15 protein-coding genes are annotated in these 21,163 nt (G+C 73.0%); 5 read left to right on the forward strand and 10 right to left on the reverse strand.

The features are described from left to right. Positions 1–374 precede the first annotated feature (374 nt). A complete protein-coding gene (locus ACWDVG_RS11540; protein WP_451698512.1) occupies positions 375–2,897 on the forward strand; it encodes an ATP-dependent Clp protease ATP-binding subunit in 2,523 nt (840 codons plus the stop codon). Between the two features lie 82 nt (positions 2,898–2,979). On the opposite strand, the gene ACWDVG_RS11545 is transcribed toward ACWDVG_RS11540, so the two are convergent. Continuing rightward, entirely contained in the window at positions 2,980–6,039 is a 3,060-nt protein-coding gene (locus tag ACWDVG_RS11545) for an NACHT domain-containing protein (protein ID WP_451698514.1), read from the reverse strand. A gap of 475 nt (positions 6,040–6,514) precedes the next feature. On the opposite strand from ACWDVG_RS11545, the gene ACWDVG_RS11550 reads away from it, so the two are divergent. Next, complete coding sequence (locus ACWDVG_RS11550; RefSeq protein ID WP_451698515.1) at positions 6,515–7,237, forward strand: M23 family metallopeptidase; 723 nt, start codon at positions 6,515–6,517, stop codon at positions 7,235–7,237. A gap of 20 nt (positions 7,238–7,257) precedes the next feature. Here ACWDVG_RS11550 and ACWDVG_RS11555 read toward each other — a convergent pair whose 3' ends face one another. After that, positions 7,258–7,815 carry a TetR/AcrR family transcriptional regulator gene (locus ACWDVG_RS11555; protein WP_451698517.1) on the reverse strand — a complete coding sequence of 186 codons (558 nt, stop codon included), beginning with the start codon at positions 7,813–7,815 and terminating at the stop codon, positions 7,258–7,260. A gap of 114 nt (positions 7,816–7,929) precedes the next feature. Between ACWDVG_RS11555 and ACWDVG_RS11560 the strand changes: the two genes are divergently transcribed. After that, on the forward strand, positions 7,930–9,522 hold the full coding sequence (locus tag ACWDVG_RS11560; protein ID WP_451698518.1) for an MDR family MFS transporter: 1,593 nt from the start codon (positions 7,930–7,932) through the stop codon (positions 9,520–9,522). Positions 9,523–9,624: 102 nt separating this feature from the next. Here the strand turns inward: ACWDVG_RS11560 and cseC are convergent, their stop codons facing one another. The 6 genes from cseC to ACWDVG_RS11590 all read right to left on the reverse strand — a co-directional run bounded on the left by cseC (position 9,625) and on the right by ACWDVG_RS11590 (position 15,060). Beyond that, positions 9,625–10,941 (reverse strand): two-component system sensor histidine kinase CseC, encoded by a 1,317-nt coding sequence (cseC, locus tag ACWDVG_RS11565; protein WP_451698519.1) that lies wholly within the window; start codon positions 10,939–10,941, stop codon positions 9,625–9,627. A 7-nt stretch (positions 10,942–10,948) separates the two neighbouring features. Next, entirely contained in the window at positions 10,949–11,659 is a 711-nt protein-coding gene (gene cseB / locus ACWDVG_RS11570; protein WP_451698520.1) for a two-component system response regulator CseB, read from the reverse strand. A 101-nt stretch (positions 11,660–11,760) separates the two neighbouring features. Further along, entirely contained in the window at positions 11,761–12,576 is an 816-nt protein-coding gene (locus tag ACWDVG_RS11575; RefSeq protein WP_451698522.1) for a hypothetical protein, read from the reverse strand. Next, positions 12,564–13,151 carry a SigE family RNA polymerase sigma factor gene (locus ACWDVG_RS11580; RefSeq protein WP_451698524.1) on the reverse strand — a complete coding sequence of 196 codons (588 nt, stop codon included), beginning with the start codon at positions 13,149–13,151 and terminating at the stop codon, positions 12,564–12,566. Before ACWDVG_RS11580 ends, ACWDVG_RS11575 begins: the two co-directional genes overlap by 13 nt. Before the next feature lie 255 nt (positions 13,152–13,406). Continuing rightward, positions 13,407–14,345 carry an A/G-specific adenine glycosylase gene (locus tag ACWDVG_RS11585; RefSeq protein WP_451698526.1) on the reverse strand — a complete coding sequence of 313 codons (939 nt, stop codon included), beginning with the start codon at positions 14,343–14,345 and terminating at the stop codon, positions 13,407–13,409. A 34-nt stretch (positions 14,346–14,379) separates the two neighbouring features. Beyond that, positions 14,380–15,060 (reverse strand): phosphatase PAP2 family protein, encoded by a 681-nt coding sequence (locus tag ACWDVG_RS11590; RefSeq protein WP_451698528.1) that lies wholly within the window; start codon positions 15,058–15,060, stop codon positions 14,380–14,382. 213 nt (positions 15,061–15,273) lie between these two features. Between ACWDVG_RS11590 and ACWDVG_RS11595 the strand changes: the two genes are divergently transcribed. Continuing rightward, positions 15,274–16,161, forward strand: coding sequence for a hypothetical protein (locus ACWDVG_RS11595; protein WP_451698530.1), 888 nt, complete (start codon positions 15,274–15,276; stop codon positions 16,159–16,161). An 82-nt stretch (positions 16,162–16,243) separates the two neighbouring features. Here the strand turns inward: ACWDVG_RS11595 and disA are convergent, their stop codons facing one another. Together disA and radA are read right to left on the reverse strand one after the other, a co-directional pair. Beyond that, entirely contained in the window at positions 16,244–17,368 is a 1,125-nt protein-coding gene (gene disA, locus ACWDVG_RS11600; protein WP_451698532.1) for a DNA integrity scanning diadenylate cyclase DisA, read from the reverse strand. 391 nt (positions 17,369–17,759) lie between these two features. Next, positions 17,760–19,166 (reverse strand): DNA repair protein RadA, encoded by a 1,407-nt coding sequence (gene radA / locus ACWDVG_RS11605; RefSeq protein ID WP_451698534.1) that lies wholly within the window; start codon positions 19,164–19,166, stop codon positions 17,760–17,762. A gap of 184 nt (positions 19,167–19,350) precedes the next feature. Between radA and ACWDVG_RS11610 the strand changes: the two genes are divergently transcribed. Continuing rightward, positions 19,351–21,159: a BACON domain-containing protein gene (locus tag ACWDVG_RS11610; protein WP_451698536.1), complete on the forward strand. Its 1,809-nt coding sequence runs from the start codon at positions 19,351–19,353 to the stop codon at positions 21,157–21,159. Positions 21,160–21,163 lie beyond the last annotated feature (4 nt).

The raw sequence follows: 21,163 nt of genomic DNA on the forward strand, positions 1-21,163 counted from the left end.
CTTACGGGTGCATTCGTCGGCGCAAGGGTGTTCGCTGGTAGCGGAGGGAACCGGGGTGCGCCGCATGGAGTGTCAGTCCCTACGGGTAAGACATTCCTTGTGGGAAGGGGCGACTCGCGGGCTTTGGCGTCTCACGTTCGCCATCGGCGTACTGATGGCGCGGGTAACTGCTTGGCCTGCGGGAACATCGTCTCGCACCATCGGGTTGGAGCATTTGTCGGCTGTTCGGCAGCAGGTCTCCCCACGGACAAGGGGGTGATCCGGACGGATGTCGGCAGTTGGAATGAGCGGTCCCCGCTTGCGGGACTAAGCTGCGGAAGGACAGGGAGGGGATCGACCCCTAACTGACTGACCGCTCTGAGGAGCGATTAACGATGTTCGAGAGGTTCACCGACCGCGCGCGGCGGGTTGTCGTCCTGGCTCAGGAAGAAGCCCGGATGCTCAACCACAACTACATCGGCACCGAGCACATCCTTCTGGGCCTTATCCACGAGGGTGAGGGTGTCGCCGCTAAGGCCCTGGAGAGCCTCGGGATTTCGCTCGAGGCGGTCCGCCAGCAGGTGGAGGAGATCATCGGCCAGGGCCAGCAGGCCCCGTCCGGGCACATCCCCTTCACCCCTCGTGCCAAGAAGGTCCTGGAGCTGTCGCTCCGGGAGGCCCTCCAGCTCGGCCACAACTACATCGGCACCGAGCACATCCTGCTCGGCCTGATCCGCGAGGGCGAGGGCGTCGCCGCCCAGGTCCTCGTCAAGCTGGGCGCCGATCTCAACCGGGTGCGGCAGCAGGTCATCCAGCTGCTCTCCGGCTACCAGGGCAAGGAAGCCGCCACCGCCGGCGGTCCTGCCGAGGGCACGCCCTCGACGTCCCTGGTCCTCGACCAGTTCGGCCGCAACCTCACCCAGGCGGCCCGCGAGTCCAAGCTCGACCCGGTCATCGGGCGCGAGAAGGAGATCGAGCGGGTCATGCAGGTGCTGTCCCGCCGCACGAAGAACAACCCGGTCCTCATCGGCGAGCCCGGCGTCGGCAAGACCGCCGTCGTCGAGGGCCTGGCGCAGGCCATCGTCAAGGGCGAGGTGCCCGAGACCCTCAAGGACAAGCACCTCTACACCCTGGACCTCGGCGCCCTGGTCGCCGGCTCCCGCTACCGCGGTGACTTCGAGGAGCGCCTGAAGAAGGTCCTCAAGGAGATCCGCACCCGCGGCGACATCATCCTGTTCATCGACGAGCTCCACACCCTCGTGGGTGCGGGCGCCGCCGAGGGCGCGATCGACGCCGCCAGCATCCTCAAGCCGATGCTGGCCCGCGGTGAGCTCCAGACCATCGGTGCCACCACGCTCGACGAGTACCGCAAGTACCTGGAGAAGGACGCCGCGCTGGAGCGCCGCTTCCAGCCCATCCAGGTCGCCGAGCCGTCGCTGCCGCACACGATCGAGATCCTCAAGGGTCTGCGCGACCGGTACGAGGCCCACCACCGGGTCTCCATCACCGACGAGGCCCTCGTCCAGGCCGCGACCCTGGCCGACCGGTACATCTCGGACCGCTTCCTCCCGGACAAGGCGATCGACCTGATCGACGAGGCCGGCTCCCGGATGCGCATCCGCCGGATGACCGCGCCGCCGGACCTCCGCGAGTTCGACGAGAAGATCGCCGGCGTCCGCCGCGACAAGGAGTCCGCGATCGACTCGCAGGACTTCGAGAAGGCCGCCTCCCTGCGCGACAAGGAGAAGCAGCTCCTCGCCGCGAAGGCCAAGCGGGAGAAGGAGTGGAAGGCCGGCGACATGGACGTCGTCGCCGAGGTCGACGGCGAGCTGATCGCCGAGGTCCTCGCGACCGCCACCGGCATCCCGGTCTTCAAGCTGACCGAGGAGGAGTCCTCGCGTCTGCTCCGCATGGAGGACGAGCTCCACAAGCGCGTCATCGGCCAGAAGGACGCCGTCATCGGCCTCTCGCGGGCGATCCGTCGTACGCGTGCCGGTCTGAAGGACCCGAAGCGCCCCGGTGGTTCGTTCATCTTCGCCGGTCCGTCCGGTGTCGGTAAGACCGAGCTTTCCAAGGCTCTCGCCGAATTCCTCTTCGGCGACGAGGACGCGATGATCTCCCTCGACATGTCGGAGTTCAGCGAGAAGCACACGGTTTCCCGCCTCTTCGGTTCGCCGCCCGGATACGTCGGCTACGAAGAGGGCGGCCAGCTCACCGAGAAGGTGCGCCGCAAGCCGTTCTCCGTCGTCCTCTTCGACGAGGTCGAGAAGGCCCACCCGGATATCTTCAATTCCCTTCTCCAGATCCTGGAGGACGGTCGTCTGACCGACTCCCAGGGCCGGGTCGTGGACTTCAAGAACACGGTCATCATCATGACGACCAACCTCGGGACCAGGGACATCTCGAAGGGCTTCAACCTCGGCTTCGCGGCCCAGGGCGACACGAAGTCCAACTACGAGCGGATGAAGGCGAAGGTCAGCGACGAGCTGAAGCAGCACTTCCGCCCGGAGTTCCTCAACCGTGTGGACGACATCATCGTCTTCCCGCAGCTGACGCAGGACGACATCCTCCAGATCGTCGACCTGATGATCGGCCGCGTCGACGAGCGCCTGAAGGACCGGGACATGGGCATCGAGCTCTCCCAGTCCGCGAAGGAGCTGCTCGCGAAGAAGGGCTACGACCCCGTGCTCGGCGCCCGTCCGCTCCGCCGGACGATCCAGCGCGAGATCGAGGACACCCTCTCCGAGAAGATCCTCTTCGGCGACCTGCGGCCCGGTCACATCGTGGTCGTGGACACCGAGGGCGAGGGCGAGGAGCGCAAGTTCACCTTCCGCGGCGAGGAGAAGTCGGCCCTGCCCGACGTCCCGCCGGTCGAGGCGGCGGGCGGCACCGGCCCGAACCTCTCGAAGGACGCGTGACGCCGCGCTGAGCGCACAGCGCTGAAGGGGCGGCCCCGGAACCTGACGGTTCCGGGGCCGCCCCTTCTGTATGGCGGTGGCGTCAGAACCGCCCGACCCGGACGGAGCCCGGCAGCGCGTCGTCGCCCGTGGTGTCGCTGTCCGTGCGGACGTACCGCAGGGAAGGGAGGGCGGCGAGCGGAGAGACGTCCGGGGCGGAGCCCCCCTCGTGGAAGAGTTCGAGCTGTTCCAGGGACGGGAAGACCCGGGCCAGCTCGTCGAGCGCGGGCGCGTCGTAGTAGGTGAGCCGGACGGTCCGTACGCCCGGGAGAACGAGGTCCCCGGGACAGCCCTGGAGGTCGGTTTCGGCCACCGAGAGGGTGTGCACCGCGGGGAGGGTGGCGAGGGTCCGCCAGCTGTCGGCCTTCAGCGGGTCCGTCTGCCACAGGTGGAGCGTGGTGAGACCACCGAGCCGGGCGAGGCCGCCGAGACCCTCCGCCGGCCAGCTCTCCGGAAGGTCGAGGTCCGCGAGCGGGGTCGCCACCGGCAGATCACCGGCCGACCAGACGGTGTCGACGTCCGTCTCCAGGACGAGGGAGGTCAGGCGCGTCAGGGCGGACAGGACGGAGAGGTCGGCCCGCTCGCCGTACCGCTGGAGCCTCAGCGCGACCGGGTCGCACGCGGCGAGGAGCCGGGCGAGGGCCTCGGCGGAAACCCCGTCGCCGACGTCGAGCCGGGACGGATGGAACCCCAGCCGGAGCAGCTCGTCCGCCTGCTCGTCGCTGCGGACGGTGTACCGGAGGTCGGTGGGGTCGAGCCGCGCGACGACCTCCTCGCCGTACAGGCGGGTGTCGAAGCGCGACCAGGAATGGATCAACTGGGACCGGACCAGCAGCGACGGGTGGCCGGCGAAGCGGGCCAGATAGGGGACGGCGGCCTCGGCCGTGACATGGGTGGCCGTGATCACGCTGTAGTAGGCGGACCATTCGTCCAGCTCCTCGGGGCCGCCGAGCAGCCGCAGCACCGCGGGGCCTCCCGCCGCCAGCCGGTGGGCCTCCTCGAAGGAACGGGGCGGCACGATCTCGGCCGTCCGGGCCAGGATCTCCTCGCGGACCCGCGGGGAGATCTCCGTGGCGTGCTCCAGCGCCGTCGCCGCCAGCACCAGGACGCGCAGCTGCGTCGAGCGGTGGTCCTCCGCCGCGTCCGCCGCCTTCAGCAGCTCGCGCAGGATCTCCGCGCACTCGCGCGGCCGGGCGTGGCCCACGGCCATGCGGATGACGTCCTCCCACTGGTCGTCGGCGGCGTGGTCGACGAGGACGCCGATGTCCCACTCGTCCACCAGGGCCTTCGCCGCCAGATAGTCCTGGAACGTGCGGTGGACGAAGTCCACGGTGTCGGCGGTCGGCTCGCGCAGCAGGCCGCTGCGGTGGAGGAGGTGGGTGAACAGGGCGCCCGGATCGTGGGCGGCGGCCTCCGGGACCGAGGGCGCGGCGCGCTCGACGATCGCCTCGGCGCGGCCGCGGTCCAGCTCCGTCCGGCCGTTCAGGGTCAGCCAGTACGCCAGCCGCTGGATCAGCTGGATCTGCGGGGCCTCGTCGAGGGCGACGCCGTACGGGGTCCCCATGTCCCGCTCGCGGTCGCGGCGGGTGAGCAGCATGGACAGCGCGGCCTCGTAGAGGGCCTTGCGGCCACGGGGCAGGAAGCCGCGCCGGTCCCGGTGGAGGGCGCAGATGAGCCCGCACATGAGGGGGTTGGTGGCGAGCTGGGCGACGTGCTCGGTGCCGCGGAGGGCGTCGAGGAGCGGCTGCTCGTACGGGGCCGCGTCGGGCCCGCCGGCCCGGTGCCAGCGGCGTACGAAGGTGGTGACCTCGGCCCGGGACATGGGGGAGAGGGTCAGCTCGGTGAAGCCGTCGCGCGCCAGCCAGTCGTCGTGCACGGCGGTGGGCCGCGAGGTCACGAGCCAGCGGTTGCCCTCGTACGCGTCGGTCAGGTCGCGCAGCCACGTGCGGGCCCGGCCGCGTTCGGCCTCGGGGATCTCGTCGATGCCGTCGACGAGGACGAGGCCCCGGCCGGCGGCGAGGACCCGGTCCGCCCAGCCCTCGGGCGCGGCGAGCGGGCAGCCGGTGGCGGAGAGGAAGCGGTCGGCGGAGGGGAGCCGCTCGCCGTGCCGGGTGAGGCTGCGCAGGGGGAGGACGAAGGGGATCCGGCCCCGGAGGTGCGCCATGCCCTCGGCCGCGCCCTCCGCGCCGCGGCCCGGGGCGGCGGCCGAGACCGTCAGCCACTGGACGAGCGTGGTCTTGCCGGAGCCTGCCAGGCCGCGCACGAGGACCCGGTCGTGGCGGGCGAGGGCGAGGTCGGCGCGTACGGCCCCTGCGGCGACACCTGCGGCGGCGCCGGGGTGCTCGCCCTGGTGGGGGTCCTGGCGCTGCCCCTGGCCCGTCGCCTCCAGCGACAGATAGGCCACGTCCAGCGGCCACTCGTCCGCCGAGTGGTGCAGGTCGATGCCGTAGATCGTCAGGTGGCCGTGCTTCTTCGCCAGGTACGCCAGGTACCGCCGCTCGAAGACGGCGTCCTGCGCCGCCGGGCCGGGGTGCGAGACCAGCAGGGCGTCGAACCTGGCGATCAGCTCGGCCTGGCCCCGGCTCTGCTCCACGAGGCTGCGGGCGACGAAGGTGGAGCGCCGGGTGAAGAACTCCAGGATGTGGAGGCACGCCCACTCGGTCAGGGACTCCAGGTAGAGCACCGAGTCCGTGGAGAGCCCGTCGGGGGCCGGGGCGGCGGCGCGGAGGCGGCGGGCGAGCTCGCGGTGCCCGAGGCGTACGGCCTGGACGTCGTCCATGTCGAGGTCGCCGAGGGCCAGCAGGGTCCCGGTCAGGGTGTCGACGACGGCCTCGGTCTCGTCGACGGGGAAGGGGCTCTCACCGGACCCTCCGCGGGAGCCGGCGCCTTCGCGGGAGCGCCCGACGAGGGTCGCGGCGAGCTTGCGGACGTCCTTCTCGGTGAGACTGCGCTTCTCGCCGCGGAAGGAGAGGAGGGAGGTGAGCCGGACGGAGCGCTCGTTCCCGGTGAGACCCGCCCCCGGAGCCTCGCTGACCAGCAGTTTCTTGATCAGCGGGCCGATGGCTGCCGAGGCCAGCCGGGTGCCGATGAGTGCCGGTTCCATGTGTGTCCCCCCGTACGTCCCCGAAGTGATCAGCGTAGTGCGGAGGAGCGCGTCGGGAGGGTCGGTCGCGTGACCCAGATCCCATCCACGGGGGCGGCGCGGTGACAAGGCGCACAGGGGTTTTCAGGGGTACTAGCGGGATTAGTGGTGAGGTTTCATGTGAAACCAGGACGTACAGGTGTCAACCAACGGCACGGAGCCCCCAAAGGTCCCGCACCGGGCACCAGGCCCTCTTTCTGGCCCTTCCGGGCCCTCGTGACATGGGCGTAAACCGGAAAACTTGCGGCGGTATGTCCGATTTCGCGAGGCGGCCCGGGGCCTGTCAAGAGTCCTATTCCGGGGGAGATCGCTACGACGCAATGTCGTAGATGGGGTGTTTTGGCCCGGCTGGGGGTCCGGGTTACCAAGGATGAGCAAGCCCGGCGCGCCGCACCGTTCGCGTCGGGTCCCGTTCTGCCCGGAGGTTTTCCCCCGTATGTCGAAGCGCGTCATGAACCCCGCCGCCCGTGTCTCCGCCGTCGCCCTCGCCGCCGCGGGTCTGGGAGCGACGATGGTGGCCGGAGCAGGGTCCGCCTTCGCCGCCGAGGGCAAGGCCGCCCCGGCCGTCGCGACCGTCTCCGCCGCCGTCGCCGCCCAGGCCGACGCCCAGGCGCACGCCGCCCAGCTCGCCCAGGTCGAGGCCGCCGCCGCCAAGGCGAAGGTCGCGAAGGCGAAGGCCGCCCAGGTGAAGGCCGCCGCCGCGAAGGCCAAGGCCAAGCCCGTCGCCGCCAAGAAGGCCGCCTCCTGGGTCAAGCCGGTCAGCTCCTACACCCTGACCGCCAGCTACAACCAGGGCGGCGCCATGTGGGCCCACAAGCACTCCGGCCAGGACTTCGCCGTCCCGGTCGGCACCCCGGTGAAGGCCGCCGGCTTCGGCACCGTCGTGAAGGCCGGCCCCAACGGCGGCGGCGACGGCCCCGCGTACGGCAACGCTATCGTCGTGAAGCACGGCAACGGCACGTACTCGCAGTACGCCCACCTGTCGAAGATCAAGGTCAAGATCGGCCAGAAGGTCGCCGCCGGCCAGCAGATCGCCCTCTCGGGCAACACCGGCAACTCCTCCGGGCCGCACCTGCACTTCGAGATCCGTACGACCCCGAACTACGGCTCCGCCGTGAACCCGGCCGCCTTCCTGCGGTCCCACGGCGTCAGCATCTGACATCCGACCGGCTGAACCCCTCAGCGCGCCCCGTGCGCCTGGGTGAGCAGATCGAGGGCGACCTCGAGGACGGCTTCGCGCTTCTCCTCGGAGTCGCCCTCGACGTTGTCCATGAAGAACATCCCCGCGTGCAGGGCGAAGATCGCGCTCACACAGCGCACCCGGTCCTTGACGGCGAACTCCGGCTCCTGGATCAGGTCGCTCAGTTCGAGCATCCGCTCCTTGAAGGTCAGGCCGATGCTCAGCTCGCGGACCGCCGCCTGGTTCTCCTGCATGAAGCGGAACAGCGGGGCGGCGCTGATCAGGGACGCCTGGTAGCGGCGCAGGATCTCCGCCCTGACCTCCAGCGTGCGCGGCTGCTCCCGTGCCCAGGTGATCAGCTCGTCCACGGGCCGGGTGAGGTCCTGGAAGATCCCGATGATGATGTCTTCCTTGGTCTTGAAGTGGTAGTAGAGCGCGGCCTTGGTGACGTCGAGGTGCTCCGCGATCTCGCGGAGCGAGGTCTTCTCGTACCCCTGCGCGGCGAAGAGTTCGAGGGCCACGTCCTGGATGCGCTGCCGCGTGTTGCCTCTGGCCATGGTCCGCTCCGCTCCCGCGCTCACGCTTGCTCACATACTTACTTGACGACCGGCTAGTTAGCGGTCTACCGTCCCCAGTGTAGTAACTAGCCGGGCGGCAAGTAAGGAAACGACATGGCTGCGCAGTCGAACACCACCACCCCGGGCGAGGTGACGAAGGCGCCGCGCAGCGTCCGCGTCGTCCTCCTCGCCCTCATGATCGCGATGCTGCTCGCGATGCTGGACAACATGATCATCGGCACCGCGATGCCGACGATCGTCGGCGAACTCGGCGGCCTCGAACACCTCTCCTGGGTCGTCACCGCCTACACCCTGGCCACCGCCGCCTCCACCCCCATCTGGGGCAAGCTCGGCGACATGTTCGGCCGCAAGGGCGTCTTCCTCACCTCGATCGTGATCTTCCTGATCGGCTCGGCGCTCAGCGGCATGGCCCAGGACATGGGCCAGCTCATCGGCTTCCGCACGGTCCAGGGCCTCGGCGCCGGCGGCCTGATGGTCGGCGTCATGGCGATCATCGGCGACCTCATCCCGCCCCGCGAGCGCGGCAAGTACCAGGGCATGATGGCCGGCGTGATGGCCCTCGCCATGATCGGCGGCCCGCTCGTCGGCGGCACCATCACCGACCACTGGGGCTGGCGCTGGTCCTTCTACATCAACCTGCCGCTCGGCGCCGTCGCCCTCGCCATGGTCACCACCGTCCTGCACCTCCCGAAGAAGCGGCGCGCCACCGGCACCCGCATCGACTTCCTCGGCGCCGGACTGCTGACCGTCGGCATCACGGCGATCGTCCTCGTCACCACCTGGGGCGGCACCGAGTACGCCTGGGGCTCGGCCACCATCGTCGGCCTCGCGGTCGGCGGGGCGCTCGCGCTCGCCGCCTTCCTGTACGTCGAGACCCGGGTGAGCGACCCGATCATGCCGCTGCACATCTTCCGCAGCCGCAACTTCACCCTGATGTCCCTGATCGGCTTCATCACCGGCTTCGTGATGTTCGGCGCCGTCCTCTACCTGCCGATCTTCCAGCAGTCCGTGCAGGGCGCCTCGGCCACCAACTCCGGCCTGCTGCTCCTGCCGATGCTGCTGGCCATGATGGTCGTCTCGCTGCTCGTCGGCCGCTTCACCACCAGCACCGGCAAGTACAAGGTCTTCCCCGTCGCGGGCGGCGCGCTCATGGTGGCCGGCCTCTTCCTGCTCTCCACGATGGACACCGGCACCTCGCGCCTGACCTCCGGGGTCTACATGGCGGTCCTCGGCGCGGGCATGGGCTTCCTGATGCAGATCACCATGCTCGTCGCGCAGAACAGCGTCGAGATGAAGGACATGGGCGTCGCCTCCAGCTCGACGACCCTCTTCCGGACCCTCGGCTCCTCCTTCGGCGTCGCGATCATGGGCGCGCTCTTCACGAGCCGCGTCCAGGACGAGATGGCGACCCGCGGCGGCGGCGGGCTCACCGAGCGGACCGCCCAGCTCGACGCGGCGAGCCTCGCCAAGCTCCCGGACGCGCTGCGCGAGGCGTACCAGCACGCCGTCGCCGCCGGCACCCACTCCGCCTTCCTGGTCGGCGCGGCCGTCGCCGTCCTCGGCCTGCTCCTCGCCTTCCCCGTCAAGGAGGTGGCGCTGCGCGGCGCCGGACCGGCCGCCGCGGAGAAGGCGGAGAAGAAGACCGACGGCGGCAGCGAGCACGAGAAGGTCGCGGAGACGGTCTGACCACGGCGACGCGACCGGTACGCCGGTACGCGGGTGGGGGTACGGGGGCGGGGCCGGGTTCCTTTCGAAGGGCCCGGCCCCGCCCCCGTGCGTACGGCCCGCTCAGCCCGGCAGCCGCAGCACCGGGAAGCTCCCCGTGTTCGTCGGCGCGTGGTCCGGCAGCCACAGCACCGCGATCGCGCCGCCGACCCCCTCCGGCGCCCCCTCCGCGGCCACGTTCCGGAAGGTCAGCCGGGCCCCGAGCACCCGTGCCTGCCCCGCCGCGATCGTCAGGCCGAGCCCGTGCCCCTGGCCCGCCCGGTCGCTCGCACCCGTACGGAAACGGCTCGGGCCCTCCTTCAGCAGCGCCTCCGGGAAGCCCGGTCCGTGGTCGCGGACGCGCACCACCCGGCCCTCGACGGTGACCTCCACCGGCGGCCTGCCGTGCCGGGCCGCGTTCGCGAGCAGGTTGCCGAGGATCCGCTCCAGGCGGCGCGGATCGGTGTTCACCCAGGACTCGTGCACCACCCGGACGACCACCTCCGGGTCGAGCGCCCGCACCCGCCGCTCCACGAACTCGCCGAGCGCGATCTCCTGGAGCTCGGCTCGCTCCGACGCGCTGTCGAGCCGGGCCACCTCCAGGACGTCCTCCACCAGGGTCCGCATCGCCTGAGCCCGGTCCCGCACCAGCTCCGTCGGCCGCCCCGGCGGCAGCAGCTCGGCCGCCGTGAGGAGCCCGGTCACCGGCGTCCGCAGCTCGTGCGCGATGTCCGCCGTGACCCGCCGCTCCGCCTCGATCCGCGCGTTCAGGGCGTCGGTCAGCGCGTCGATCGCCCACGCCAGGTCGTCGGTCTCGTCCCGTACGACGCCGCCGACGGCCTCCCGCACCCGCACGTCCGTGTTGCCCTGGGCGACCCGGCCGGCGGCCGCCGCCGCCTTCCGCAGCCGCCGCGAGAGCTGCGCGCCGATCAGGATGCCGCCCGCGCAGCCGCCGAAGACCACCGAGACCGAGCCGATGACGAGCGCCCGGTCCAGGTCCTCCATGATCGTGGCGCTGCGGTCGGCGAAGGGGATGTGCAGCGACAGCACGTCGCCGTTGGCGAGGGGCACGGCCGCCCACACGTCCGGCGGCCCGCCGTCCCGGTGCTCCTGCACGTACGTGCCCCGCCGGTTGTCCCGCATCAGCTCGTCCAGCTGCGGCGGCAGCGCCGGGTCGTTGACCTTCGCGCCGAAGCGGGGTTCCTTCGGCTTCGACGTCTCGTACAGCCGCTGGGCGAAGAGCAGCCGCTCCAGCTGCACCTCGCGGGCGTTGTCGAGCATCGAGATGCGGGCCGCGTTGTGCACGACCACGCTGAGCGTGACGGCGACGAGCGCGCTGACCGCCGCGATCGCGAAGGCGATCTTCCAGCGGACCCCGGTACGGAGGGTGAACCGACGCACCTGCCCGTCAGCCCCTGAGCTTGTAGCCGAAGCCGCGCACGGTCTCGATCCGGTCCTGGCCGATCTTGGCGCGCAGCCGCTGGACGTGGACGTCCACGACCCGGGTGTCGCCGCCCCAGCCGTAGTCCCACACCCGCTCCAGGAGCCTGTCGCGGGAGAGCACGGTCCCCGGCGCCGACGAGAACTCCAGGAGCAGCCGCATCTCGGTCGGGGTGAGCCCCACCGGCTCCCCGCCCCTGCGGACCTCCATGCCCTCGGTGTCGACCTCCAGCTCACCGTCGCCGAAGACGAGCAGCCCCCCGTCGGCCGCGTCCCCGTCGCCCTGCTCGGCGCCGACGGAGCCGCCCGCGTGGCCGAAACGGCGCAGGACGGCGCGGATCCGGGCCATGAGCACGGCCCCGTCGAACGGCTTGGTGACGTAGTCGTCCGCCCCGGCCTCCAGGCCGAGGACGACGTCGATCGAGTCGGCGCGGGCCGACAGCATGATGACCGGCACGGTCGACTCGTCGCGGATCCGACGGCAGAGGCTGACCCCGTCCATGCCGGGCAGCATCACGTCGAGCAGCGCGATGTCGGGACGGCGCGCCCGGAAGGCGTCGAGCCCGGAGAGCCCGTCGGGCATCGCCGTGACGCGGAAGCCGTCCCGCTCCAGGGCGAGCTGGGTGGCCTCACGGATGACGTCGTCGTCCTCGACGAACAGGACATGGGTTTCGGCCATCGGGGGCGCCCTTCGGGGGTCTCTCGGGTCGGCTGTGCGGGGTCGGGGTCTTCGCGGAGGCGTCTTGGCGGGGCTCGGGGGGCTCGGGGGGCCAGGGGGCGTCAGTCCGAGGTGGGCTCGGCGGCGGGCGCGGGCTCGATCCCGCCGTCGCCGAGGGCCCGGCTGTAGTCGTTGTGCACCCAGTCGTGCTGCGTGAACCTGTTCCCCGACCAGCGGTACGTGATCACGTCCTCGCCCGAGGGATACGCCACCGGATCGCCCTTCGCGTACACCTGCTTGGTCACGACGAGGTCGCCCCGGTCGATCGTGGCGTACACGGCGGCGTCCTCGGCCATGAAGACGTTCTCGTACCGGTCGTTCTGCTTCCGGTAGACGTACGTGCCGATGCCGATGGCATCGCCGCAGGTCATCACGTTGACGACGACGTCGGGGGCGGGCGCGCCCGTGATGTTCCCGTAGGAGGTGTCCACCGGGTAGGCGTCGGCGACGCACGGCTTCAGGTCGTCCTTGAACCGGTCGCCGATCTTGGGGTCGGCCTTCAGCAGGGCGATCGGGTCCACCCGCTCGGCGGACCGCGGACCGGTCGTCGCCGAGCCGGAGGGGGTGGGCGCCGCCGCGGCCCCCTCGTCGGTGCGGGCCGCGCCCTCGTCGCGGGAGCCCGTGCCCCCGGTCGAACAGGCGGCCAGCGAGAGCCCGACGGCGACGAGCCCGGCCGCCGCCGTGAGGCCCGCCGCCCCGGCCGTACGACGACGCCGGCGGCGGCCCCCGGTCCCGTACCGGTGGTCACCGCCGCTGGTGTCGTCGCGTCCGCCGACCTGTCCGTCTCCGCGTCTGCCGTCGGAAAGGTCTCCGCGTCTGCCGTCGGGCAGGTCTCCGCGTCTGCCGTCGGCTTCGCCGGAGCCGTCTAGGCCGCGCACCGCTCCTGCCCTCCCTCGCCACCCCGCACGGTCGTCGTCCGCTCCCCGGTCCTGCCGCCGGTCCGCCCCGGGGCGCGGGCGTCCAGGTCGCGGCTCTCCAGCTCCTGACGGAGCCGGGCGAGCGCGCGGTGGAGCGTGGACTTCACCGTACCCGTCGACATGCCGAGCGCCGCCGCCGTCTCCTCCGTGCTCATCTGTTCCCAGTGGCGCAGGACGACGACGCTGCGCTGCTTCGGCGCGAGCACCTTGAGGACGTCCATCAGCAGGGCGCGGTCGGCGTGCTGCTCGGTCGGGTCGTCGACGCTGCCGTCCGGAAGCTGCTCGGTGGGCACCTCTTCGAGCTTGCGCGCCCGCCACCACTCGGTCCGGGTGTTGATCATGACCCGTCGGAGGTAGGCGTCGGCGAGGGACTTGTCGGCGATGCCGTCCCAGCGGCCGTACGTCCGGACCAGGGCGGTCTGCAGGAGGTCCTGGGCGTCGACGGGGTCCGGCACGAGTCGCCGGGCGCTGCGCAGCAGGGCGTCCTGCCGCGTGCGCACGTACTCCTCGAAGTCGAGCACCTCGCCGTGCCTCATTCGAACCGCCTCCATCCCCGTGGGTCACCGTGTCGTCGCCGACGCTACGGAGCGCTTGTCACGGCGCTGTGCGCGCAAGCCCTCGACGGCCGCACGGCTACCCATCGGTTGTGTAACAGCGGGGGACGGGGCGGGGACGGGGACGGGCCCGGAGGCGGGCGGGGGTACGGCGCGGGCCCAGGCCCCTGTTCAGGGCAGATCCCGGCTCAGGTCAGGTCCCGGCTCAGGTCAGGTCAGGTCAGGTCAGGTCCCGGCTCAGGTCAGGGGCAGGCGGTACCGGCCGCCGTCCAGCGGCTCGACCAGGCCGTCCGAGACCAGGCCGTCGAGCGCCCGGCCCCGCTGCACCGGCTCGTCCCACACGGCGTCCAGCGCCGCCTGCTCCACGGGCCCCGGGGCCTCGCGGAGGACGGCGAGGAGCCGGCCCCTGACCTGGCGGTCCGTGCCCGCGTACGTCTGCCCGCGCCGCGGCGGCCCGTCGTGCGCGGGCTTCCCGGCCAGCCGCCACGCGCAGTGCGCGGCGATCGGGCAGCGCCCGCAGTCCTCGTTCTTCGCCGTGCAGACGAGGGCGCCGAGCTCCATCGAGGCCGCCGCCCAGCGGGCCGCCGTCGGCTCGTCGTCGGGGAGCAGCGCGCGGGCGAGGCGCCGCTCGGCCGCCGTGGTGGCGTTCGGCGGGTACTGCACGCCGGTCGCCGCCCGGGCGAAGACCCGGCGCACGTTGGTGTCCAGGACGGCGTGCCGCTGCCCGTACGCGAAGGAGGCCACCGCCGCGGCCGTGTACTCGCCGATGCCCGGCAGCGCGAGCAGCTGCCCGTGGTCGGCGGGTACGTCGCCGTCGTGCCGTTCCGTTATGGCCACGGCCGCCGCGTGCAGCCGCAGCGCCCGGCGCGGGTAGCCGAGGCGGCCCCATGCGCGGACGGCCTCGCCGGGGGCGTCGGCGGCCAGGTCGGCGGGGCGCGGCCAGCGCGCGAGCCACTGCTCGTACACCGGAAGCACCCGGACGACGGGGGTCTGCTGGAGCATGAACTCGCTGACCATCACGCCCCAGGCGCCGGCCTCGGGGCGGCGCCAGGGCAGGTCGCGGGCGTGCCGGTCGAACCAGGCGAGGACGGGCCCGTGGAGCTCGCCGGGGGCGGCGGGCGCCGCGGCGGAGAGGGGGGCGGACGCGTCGGCGGGGGCGTGTTCGGTGGAAGTCATCGCACCCCCGATCCTGACACGTCCGCGTGCGCGATCAGTACGCGCCGTGGCGGGCCCGCCGGGGGCGCTCGACGTGCTCGGTGCGCGCGGAGGCGTGCGCCGAGAGTCCGCGCCCCGCACACCACACCACGGCCCCGCTCCGGCTCGACCTGGCCGTGGTCACCAGCGACTCCACCGGCCGCAGGGCCGCCCGCATCACGAGGGCGGCGACGAGACCGCCGACGAGCAGACCCACGGTCACGTCGTGCGGGTAGTGGACGCCGACGAAGACCCGGGAGAAGGCCATGAGGAGCGCCATGGGCACGGTCAGCCAGGCCATTCCGCGCCAGGACAGGGCGAGCGCGATCGCGGCCGCGCCGGCGATCGCGGAGTGGTTGCTCGGGAAGGACCAGTCGCCGTAGGCCGGGCAGTCGACGAGCGGCGCGGGCGCCCCCAGGACGGCCCGGCACGGCCGCTCCTCGTCGACCAGCGACTTGAAGGACTCGCTCACCACGTAACCGAAGGCCGTCGCGAGCGGGGCGAGCAGCGCGAGGGCCATGGCCCGGCTCGGCTGTTCCCTGCAACGCCACCAGCCGGCGAGGAACAGGGCGCCGAACAGCAGCAGCCCGAGTTCCGTCCACACCTCGGCGAGCCACTGGAACCAGTGGGGGGTGGCGTGGGCGAAGTCGGCGACGTCGAGGTACAGCCGGTCGGAGAGGTCGAGGAGGTTGTCCATGGGGGATGACGCTAACCGCAATCCGGAAGCCCGTGCCCCGCGCCCACGGTCGGTGCGACCCCCGGCGGAAGCCGGACGGCGCCGATCTCCCTTGCCTGACGGGGAAGTTCCTCCGGGGTTCCCGCGCACGAAGGATGTGATCATCGGCAAAACTTGGTTCTCGGGCGGCGGGTGGGGCGGGAGTTGGGCCGGATCTCTCGTAAGGTTCGGCTCGTGGGATCTTTGCGCAATCCGGTCGGGCCGCTTCCCTCCACCATCTACTGGCGACGGAGGGCGGTCGCGCTGTGCCTGGTCGCGCTGCTCGCCCTGCTCGCCGTCTGGGCCGTCACCTCGGGCGACGGCGGCGGAAAGAAGACGAACGACGCGGCCAACGGCTCCTCGCCCGCGCCCTCGATCACGCCCGGCCCCGCGGGAACGGGTCCGGCGATCAGCCAACGCCCCGGCGGGCGCGACGAGTCGGACGAGTCCGACGGCTCGGGCGACTCGGCGGGCACGGGCGACTCGGCCGGCTCCGGCGGCGACGCGGGCGACGGCGGCTCCGGTACGAGCGCGGGGACGGGCTCCGACGGCGCCGCGGACGGCGGTTCCGGCGCGGACGGCGGCACCGGGGGCAGCGGCAAGAACGGCGACACGGACGGCGCGGGCGGCGACGGCGGCGCGGGCACCGGCGCGGCCCAGCAGCTCCCGGTCGGCTCACCGCTGCCCAACTGCGCCCCCGGCACCCTTCAGTTGACGCTCAGGACCACCAAGAACGCGTACGAGCCGGGGGAGAAGCCCCGCTTCCAGCTGGTCGCCAAGAACACCTCGGACACCACCTGCAAGGCCGATTTCGGGCCTCGCAGCGCGGTGCTGACGATCAGTGACGCCCAGGACGACGAGGTCTGGTCCTCCGCGGACTGCCCCCGCCCGGGGAACCCGGTCCTGCTGCGCCTCCCCGCGAGCTCCACGGTCACCCACACCGTGGAGTGGGACCGGGCCCGCAGCGCTCCCCGGTGCGCCACGCCGCCCGCCGGTCCGGCGGGCCCCGGCACGTATCTGCTGGAGGTCGAGATGCCGGGCGTGAAGGTGCTGCCGGCCTCGTTCAGGCTCGCCAAGGACTGACCCCGGCGGCCCGGGCCCGACCCTCGGCCCGGCCCCGCGGCCCGCTCGGCCCCGGCCTTGCGCGACGCGGGCCGGGCGGCCGTCAGACGTACCGCTCCAGGATCGAGGACTCCGCGAGACGCGACAGGCCCTCGCGCACGCTGCGCGCACGGGCCTCGCCCACCCCGTCCACCGTCTGGAGGTCGTCGACGCTGGCCGCGAGCAGCTTCTGCAGCCCGCCGAAGTGCTCCACGAGCCGCTCGATGATGGCGCCCGGCAGCCGCGGCACCTTCGCGAGGAGCCGGTAGCCGCGCGGCGACACCGCCGAGTCCAGCGTCTCCGGCGATCCGCTGTAACCGAGGGCGCGCGCGACCACGGGCAGTTCGAGCAGCTCCGTGTGGGAGAGCGCGTCCAGCTCGGTGAGGGCCTCCGCGACCGTGCGGGAACGCTTCGCCGTCGGCTCCGGCACGTAGTCCCGGATCACCAGCTCCCGCTCGGGCTCCACACCCGCGATCAGCTCGTCCAGCTGGAGCGAGAGGAGCCGGCCGTCGGTGCCGAGCTCGACCACGTACTCCGCGATCTCGGTCGCGATCCGGCGGACCATCTCCAGGCGCTGGGCGACGGCCGTCACGTCCCGGACGGTCACCAGGTCCTCGATCTCCAGGGCGGAGAGCGTGCCGGCCACCTCGTCGAGCCGGAGCTTGTACCGCTCCAGGGTCGCCAGGGCCTGGTTGGCGCGGGAGAGGATCGCCGCGGACTCCTCCAGGACCCGACGCTCGCCGTTCACGTACAGCGCGATCAGGCGCATCGACTGCGAGACGGAGACCACGGGGAAGTTGCACTGCCGGGAGACCCGGTCCGCGGTGCGGTGGCGGGTGCCGGTCTCCTCGGTGGGGATGGAGGCGTCCGGGACCAGCTGCACACCGGCCCGGTGGATCTTGGTGATGTCCTTGTCGAGGACCAGCGCGCCGTCGAGCTTGCACAGCTCCCGCAGGCGGGTGGCGGTGAACTCGACGTCGAGGACGAAGCCGCCCGTGCACATCGAGTCGACGGTCTTGTCCAGGCCCAGGACGATGAGACCGCCGGTGTTTCCCCGGAGGATGCGCTCCAGGCCGTCGCGCAGCGCGGTGCCCGGTGCGACGGCGCTCAGGGCCGCGCGCATCAGTGCTTCGTTGCCGGAGCCCGCGCCGGACTTTCCGGGAGCTGATGCCCCGTCCTTGGCTGCCACTGCACTCCTCCGGCTCGTACGGATGGGCGAGACCAGGGCAAAGTCTAGCGACACCGCCCCGCCACCCTGGGCGTCGCGCCGGTCCGGGGCGCCCGGACGGGCCCGTACCGGAGCGGCCCGGTCCTGATCGGCCTTACCCGCGCGATCACCCTCCCACCCCTCGGACGCCCCTCCCGTCCCGGAGGTTGCCCGGCCCCGGCGCCTGGCCCGCGACCCCGGCCCCGGCCCCGACCCCGGTACCTGGCCCAGGCGCCTGGCCCGCGACCCCGACCCCGGCCCCGGCGCCTGGCCCGCGACCCCGGCTCCGGCCCCCGGCCCTGTGACCCCGTCCCCGCTCCCGGCGGCCCGCCTCGGGGCGCCGCCCCGACGGCGCCCGGTCGGCTCCCCCCTGTCAGCCCTCCGCGCCCTCCGCCGTCCTGGCCGGGCGGCGGCTGCGGGGCAGGACCCGCAGCGCGTCGCCCATGTCCGCGACCTCCGTCACCTTCATGCCGGGCGGCACCTTGCCCGGGTCGCCGGGCACCAGCGCGTGCGTGAAGCCGAGGCGGTGCGCCTCGGCGAGCCGCCGCTGGACGCCCGTCACCCGGCGCACCTCGCCCGCGAGGCCGACCTCGCCGATCGCGACCAGGTTCTTCGGCAGCGGCGTGTCGATCGCGGCGGAGGCGAGGGCCAGCGCGATCGCCAGGTCGGCGGCGGGCTCGGAGAGCTTCACCCCGCCGACCGTCGCGCTGTAGATGTCGCGCTTGCCGAGCGCGCTGATCCGGCCGCGCTGCTCCAGGACCGCCAGCATCATCGAGACGCGGGAGGTCTCCAGGCCCGAGGTGGTCCGGCGCGGCGACGGGATCTGGGAGTCGACCGTCAGCGCCTGCACCTCCGCGACCAGCGGCCGGCGGCCCTCCAGGGTGACCGTCAGGCACGTGCCGGGCACGGCCACGTCCCGCCGGGTGAGGAAGAGGCCCGAGGGGTCGGCCAGGCCGGTGATCCCCTCGTCGTGCAGTTCGAAGCAGCCGACCTCGTCCGTCGTCCCGTACCGGTTCTTCACGCCCCGGACCAGACGCAGCCGCGCGTGCCGGTCGCCCTCGAAGTGGAGCACGACGTCGACCAGGTGCTCCAGGAGCCGGGGGCCCGCGATCGCCCCGTCCTTGGTCACGTGGCCGACGAGGAGCGTGGACATGCCCCGCTCCTTGGAGGCCCGGATGAGCGCCCCGGCGACCTCCCGGACCTGGGCCATGCCGCCCGGCGCCCCGTCGATCTCGGGGGAGGCGACGGTCTGCACCGAGTCAAGGACCAGCAGCGAGGGCTTCACCGCGTCGAGGTGCCCGAGGACGGCGGACAGATCGGTCTCGGCCGCGAGATAGAGGTGGTCGTCCAGCGCGCCGATCCGGTCGGCGCGCAGCCGGACCTGGCTGGCGGACTCCTCGCCCGTCACGTACAGCGTGCGGTGCTCGTCGCTCGCCGCCTTGGCGGCCACGTCGAGGAGGAGCGTCGACTTGCCGACGCCCGGCTCGCCCGCGATCAACACGACGGCGCCGGGCACCAGCCCCCCGCCCAGCACCCGGTCCAGCTCGTCGACGCCGGTCGAGCGGGCGGTGGCCTGGCGTCCGTCTACCTGGCCGATCGGGAGGGCGGCGTTGGAGACGCGGCCGGCGGCGGTGGTGCGGACGGCGGGCGCGCCGTACTCCTCGACCGTCCCCCAGGCCTGGCACTCGGGGCAACGGCCGAGCCACTTGGCCGTCTGCCAGCCGCACTCGGTGCAGCGGTAGGACGGACGGTCCTTGGCGGTTTTCGTACGGGCAGCCATGTGCCACACCGTAGCGGCCCCCACCGACAACGGTCCGCCGTCGTCCACAGGGGCGGCGGCCCGGTGCGTCCACGGCAGCGGAACACCTCGTTCCTGTCCCCTTTCGGGGGATACCTTCACCCGTAAGAATTAAAAGAGCGCGACCGGTACGAAGAATGCTCCGCGCCGCGCCTACGGTCTCCCAGTGACGAGCAGCAGGCTGGATCCCCCCACACGCACCCCGGGCGCACACCGGGCGCACCGCGCCGTCGCGGACCAGGGACCGCGCACGCTCGGCCAGCGCCCCCCAGCCCGCTACGAGGCGGCCCTCGACGGCCTCTTCACGTACTGCCTCTCCGTGCTCTGCGACCACGACACGGCCACCGCCGTCCTCGGCGACGTCCTCGCGGTCGCCGAGCGCCACCACGCCCGCTGCCCCTCCGACGAGGACGGCCGCACCGCCTGGCTCTACGCCCTCGCGCGCTGGGCGTGCCTGCGCAGCCTCGCCGAGCAGCGCCGCAAGCGCCCGGGCGCCCACACCGGCCGCCCCGCCGTCACCGCGCCCGAGCCGCCCCCGGTCTCCGAGGAGACCGCCGAGCGCCGCCGTGCCGAACTCGCCCGGCTCGCTTGGCCCGAAGCGGCCGGCACCACCCCCGAGCAGCGCGAAGCCCTCGAACTGGCCGTCCGGCACGGCCTCAGCCGCAGCCAAGTCGCCGCTGTGCTCTCCCTCGACCCGCTCGCCGCCCGCGAGCTGCTCGCCACCGCCGCCTGCGAGGTCGAGCGGACCCGCGCCGCCCTCGCCGTCGTGGAGACCGGCAGCTGCCCCACGGTCGCCCGGCTCACCGGCGACCACCGGGTGCTCCTCTCGGCCGCGCTGCGCGCCGAGCTCGTCCGGCACGTCGACGACTGCCCCCGCTGCCGCAGGGCCGCCGAGCGCGTCGGCGCCACCAGTCCCTGGCCCGGCGCCACCAGCCCCGCCGCCGCACGGCTCCCGCTCGTCGAGGCGCCGCGCGCCGCCGCGTACATGGCGATGCTGCACGTCCCACGCGCGCGTGTCGGAGCGCCGCGCTTCGCCCCGACCGGCTTCCCCATGGACCCGAAGGACCACGCCGCCCGCCGGGACCGGATGCGGGCCCGCGCGGTCACCACCACCGTCGTCGCGGCCGTCGTCGCCGCCCCCGTCCTCGCCCTGTGGACCTCCTACCGGGGCGTCCCCCTCGCCGACGAACGCGGCCGCGACGGAGCCGGGATCAGCGCGCACGACACCGACGACTCCGCCGGCCGGGACGGCCGCCTCCCCAACGACCGGTACGAGAACGCGGGCAACGCCCACACCACCCCCGACCCCCGCTTCACCCGGGGCAGCCGCGCCCCCGACGTCTCGGTCGAGGTCATCAGCCCCGGCGCCCCCAGCGGCCCCTTGACCCCCTCCCGACCCGGCGAACCGGCGCCCGGCTGGATCACGGTCGGCGCGCGCAGCCACGGCGACCTGACCCTGCTCACCCTCACCGCCCACGGCGGCTCGTCCGTCGCCTGGGAACTGTGGACGAACGCGCCCTGGATCTACGTGAGCCGGGCCTCCGGCACGCTCCACCCCGGCGAGACCGTCACCATCGCCGTCCGCGTCGACCACGCCCACGAGCCGGAGGGGCCGTGGAGCGCCCGCGTCGGCGTGAACCCCTCGGGCGCGGAGGTGCGGATCGACGGCTACGGCTACGGACGGCCGGAGGCGCCCCGGGCGATCCGGCCCGCCCCCGGCGCGCCCCGGCCCCCGGCGACGGAGCCCCCGCCGACCACGACCGAGCCGACCCTGCCGCCCACGACACCACCGACGGACCCGCCGCCCACGCAGCCGCCCACCACGCCGCCGCCGACGACGGAGGAGCCTCCTCCGACGACGCCACCGCCGACCACGGAGCCCACGACCCCGCCGCCGACGACGGAGGAACCCCCGGCGACGGAACCGCCCGCCCCGGAGCCCACGACCGAGGAGCCGCCGCCGTCCTCGTCCTGACGGC

The sequence above is a fragment of the Streptomyces sp. NPDC003327 genome (genome assembly GCF_053589515.1).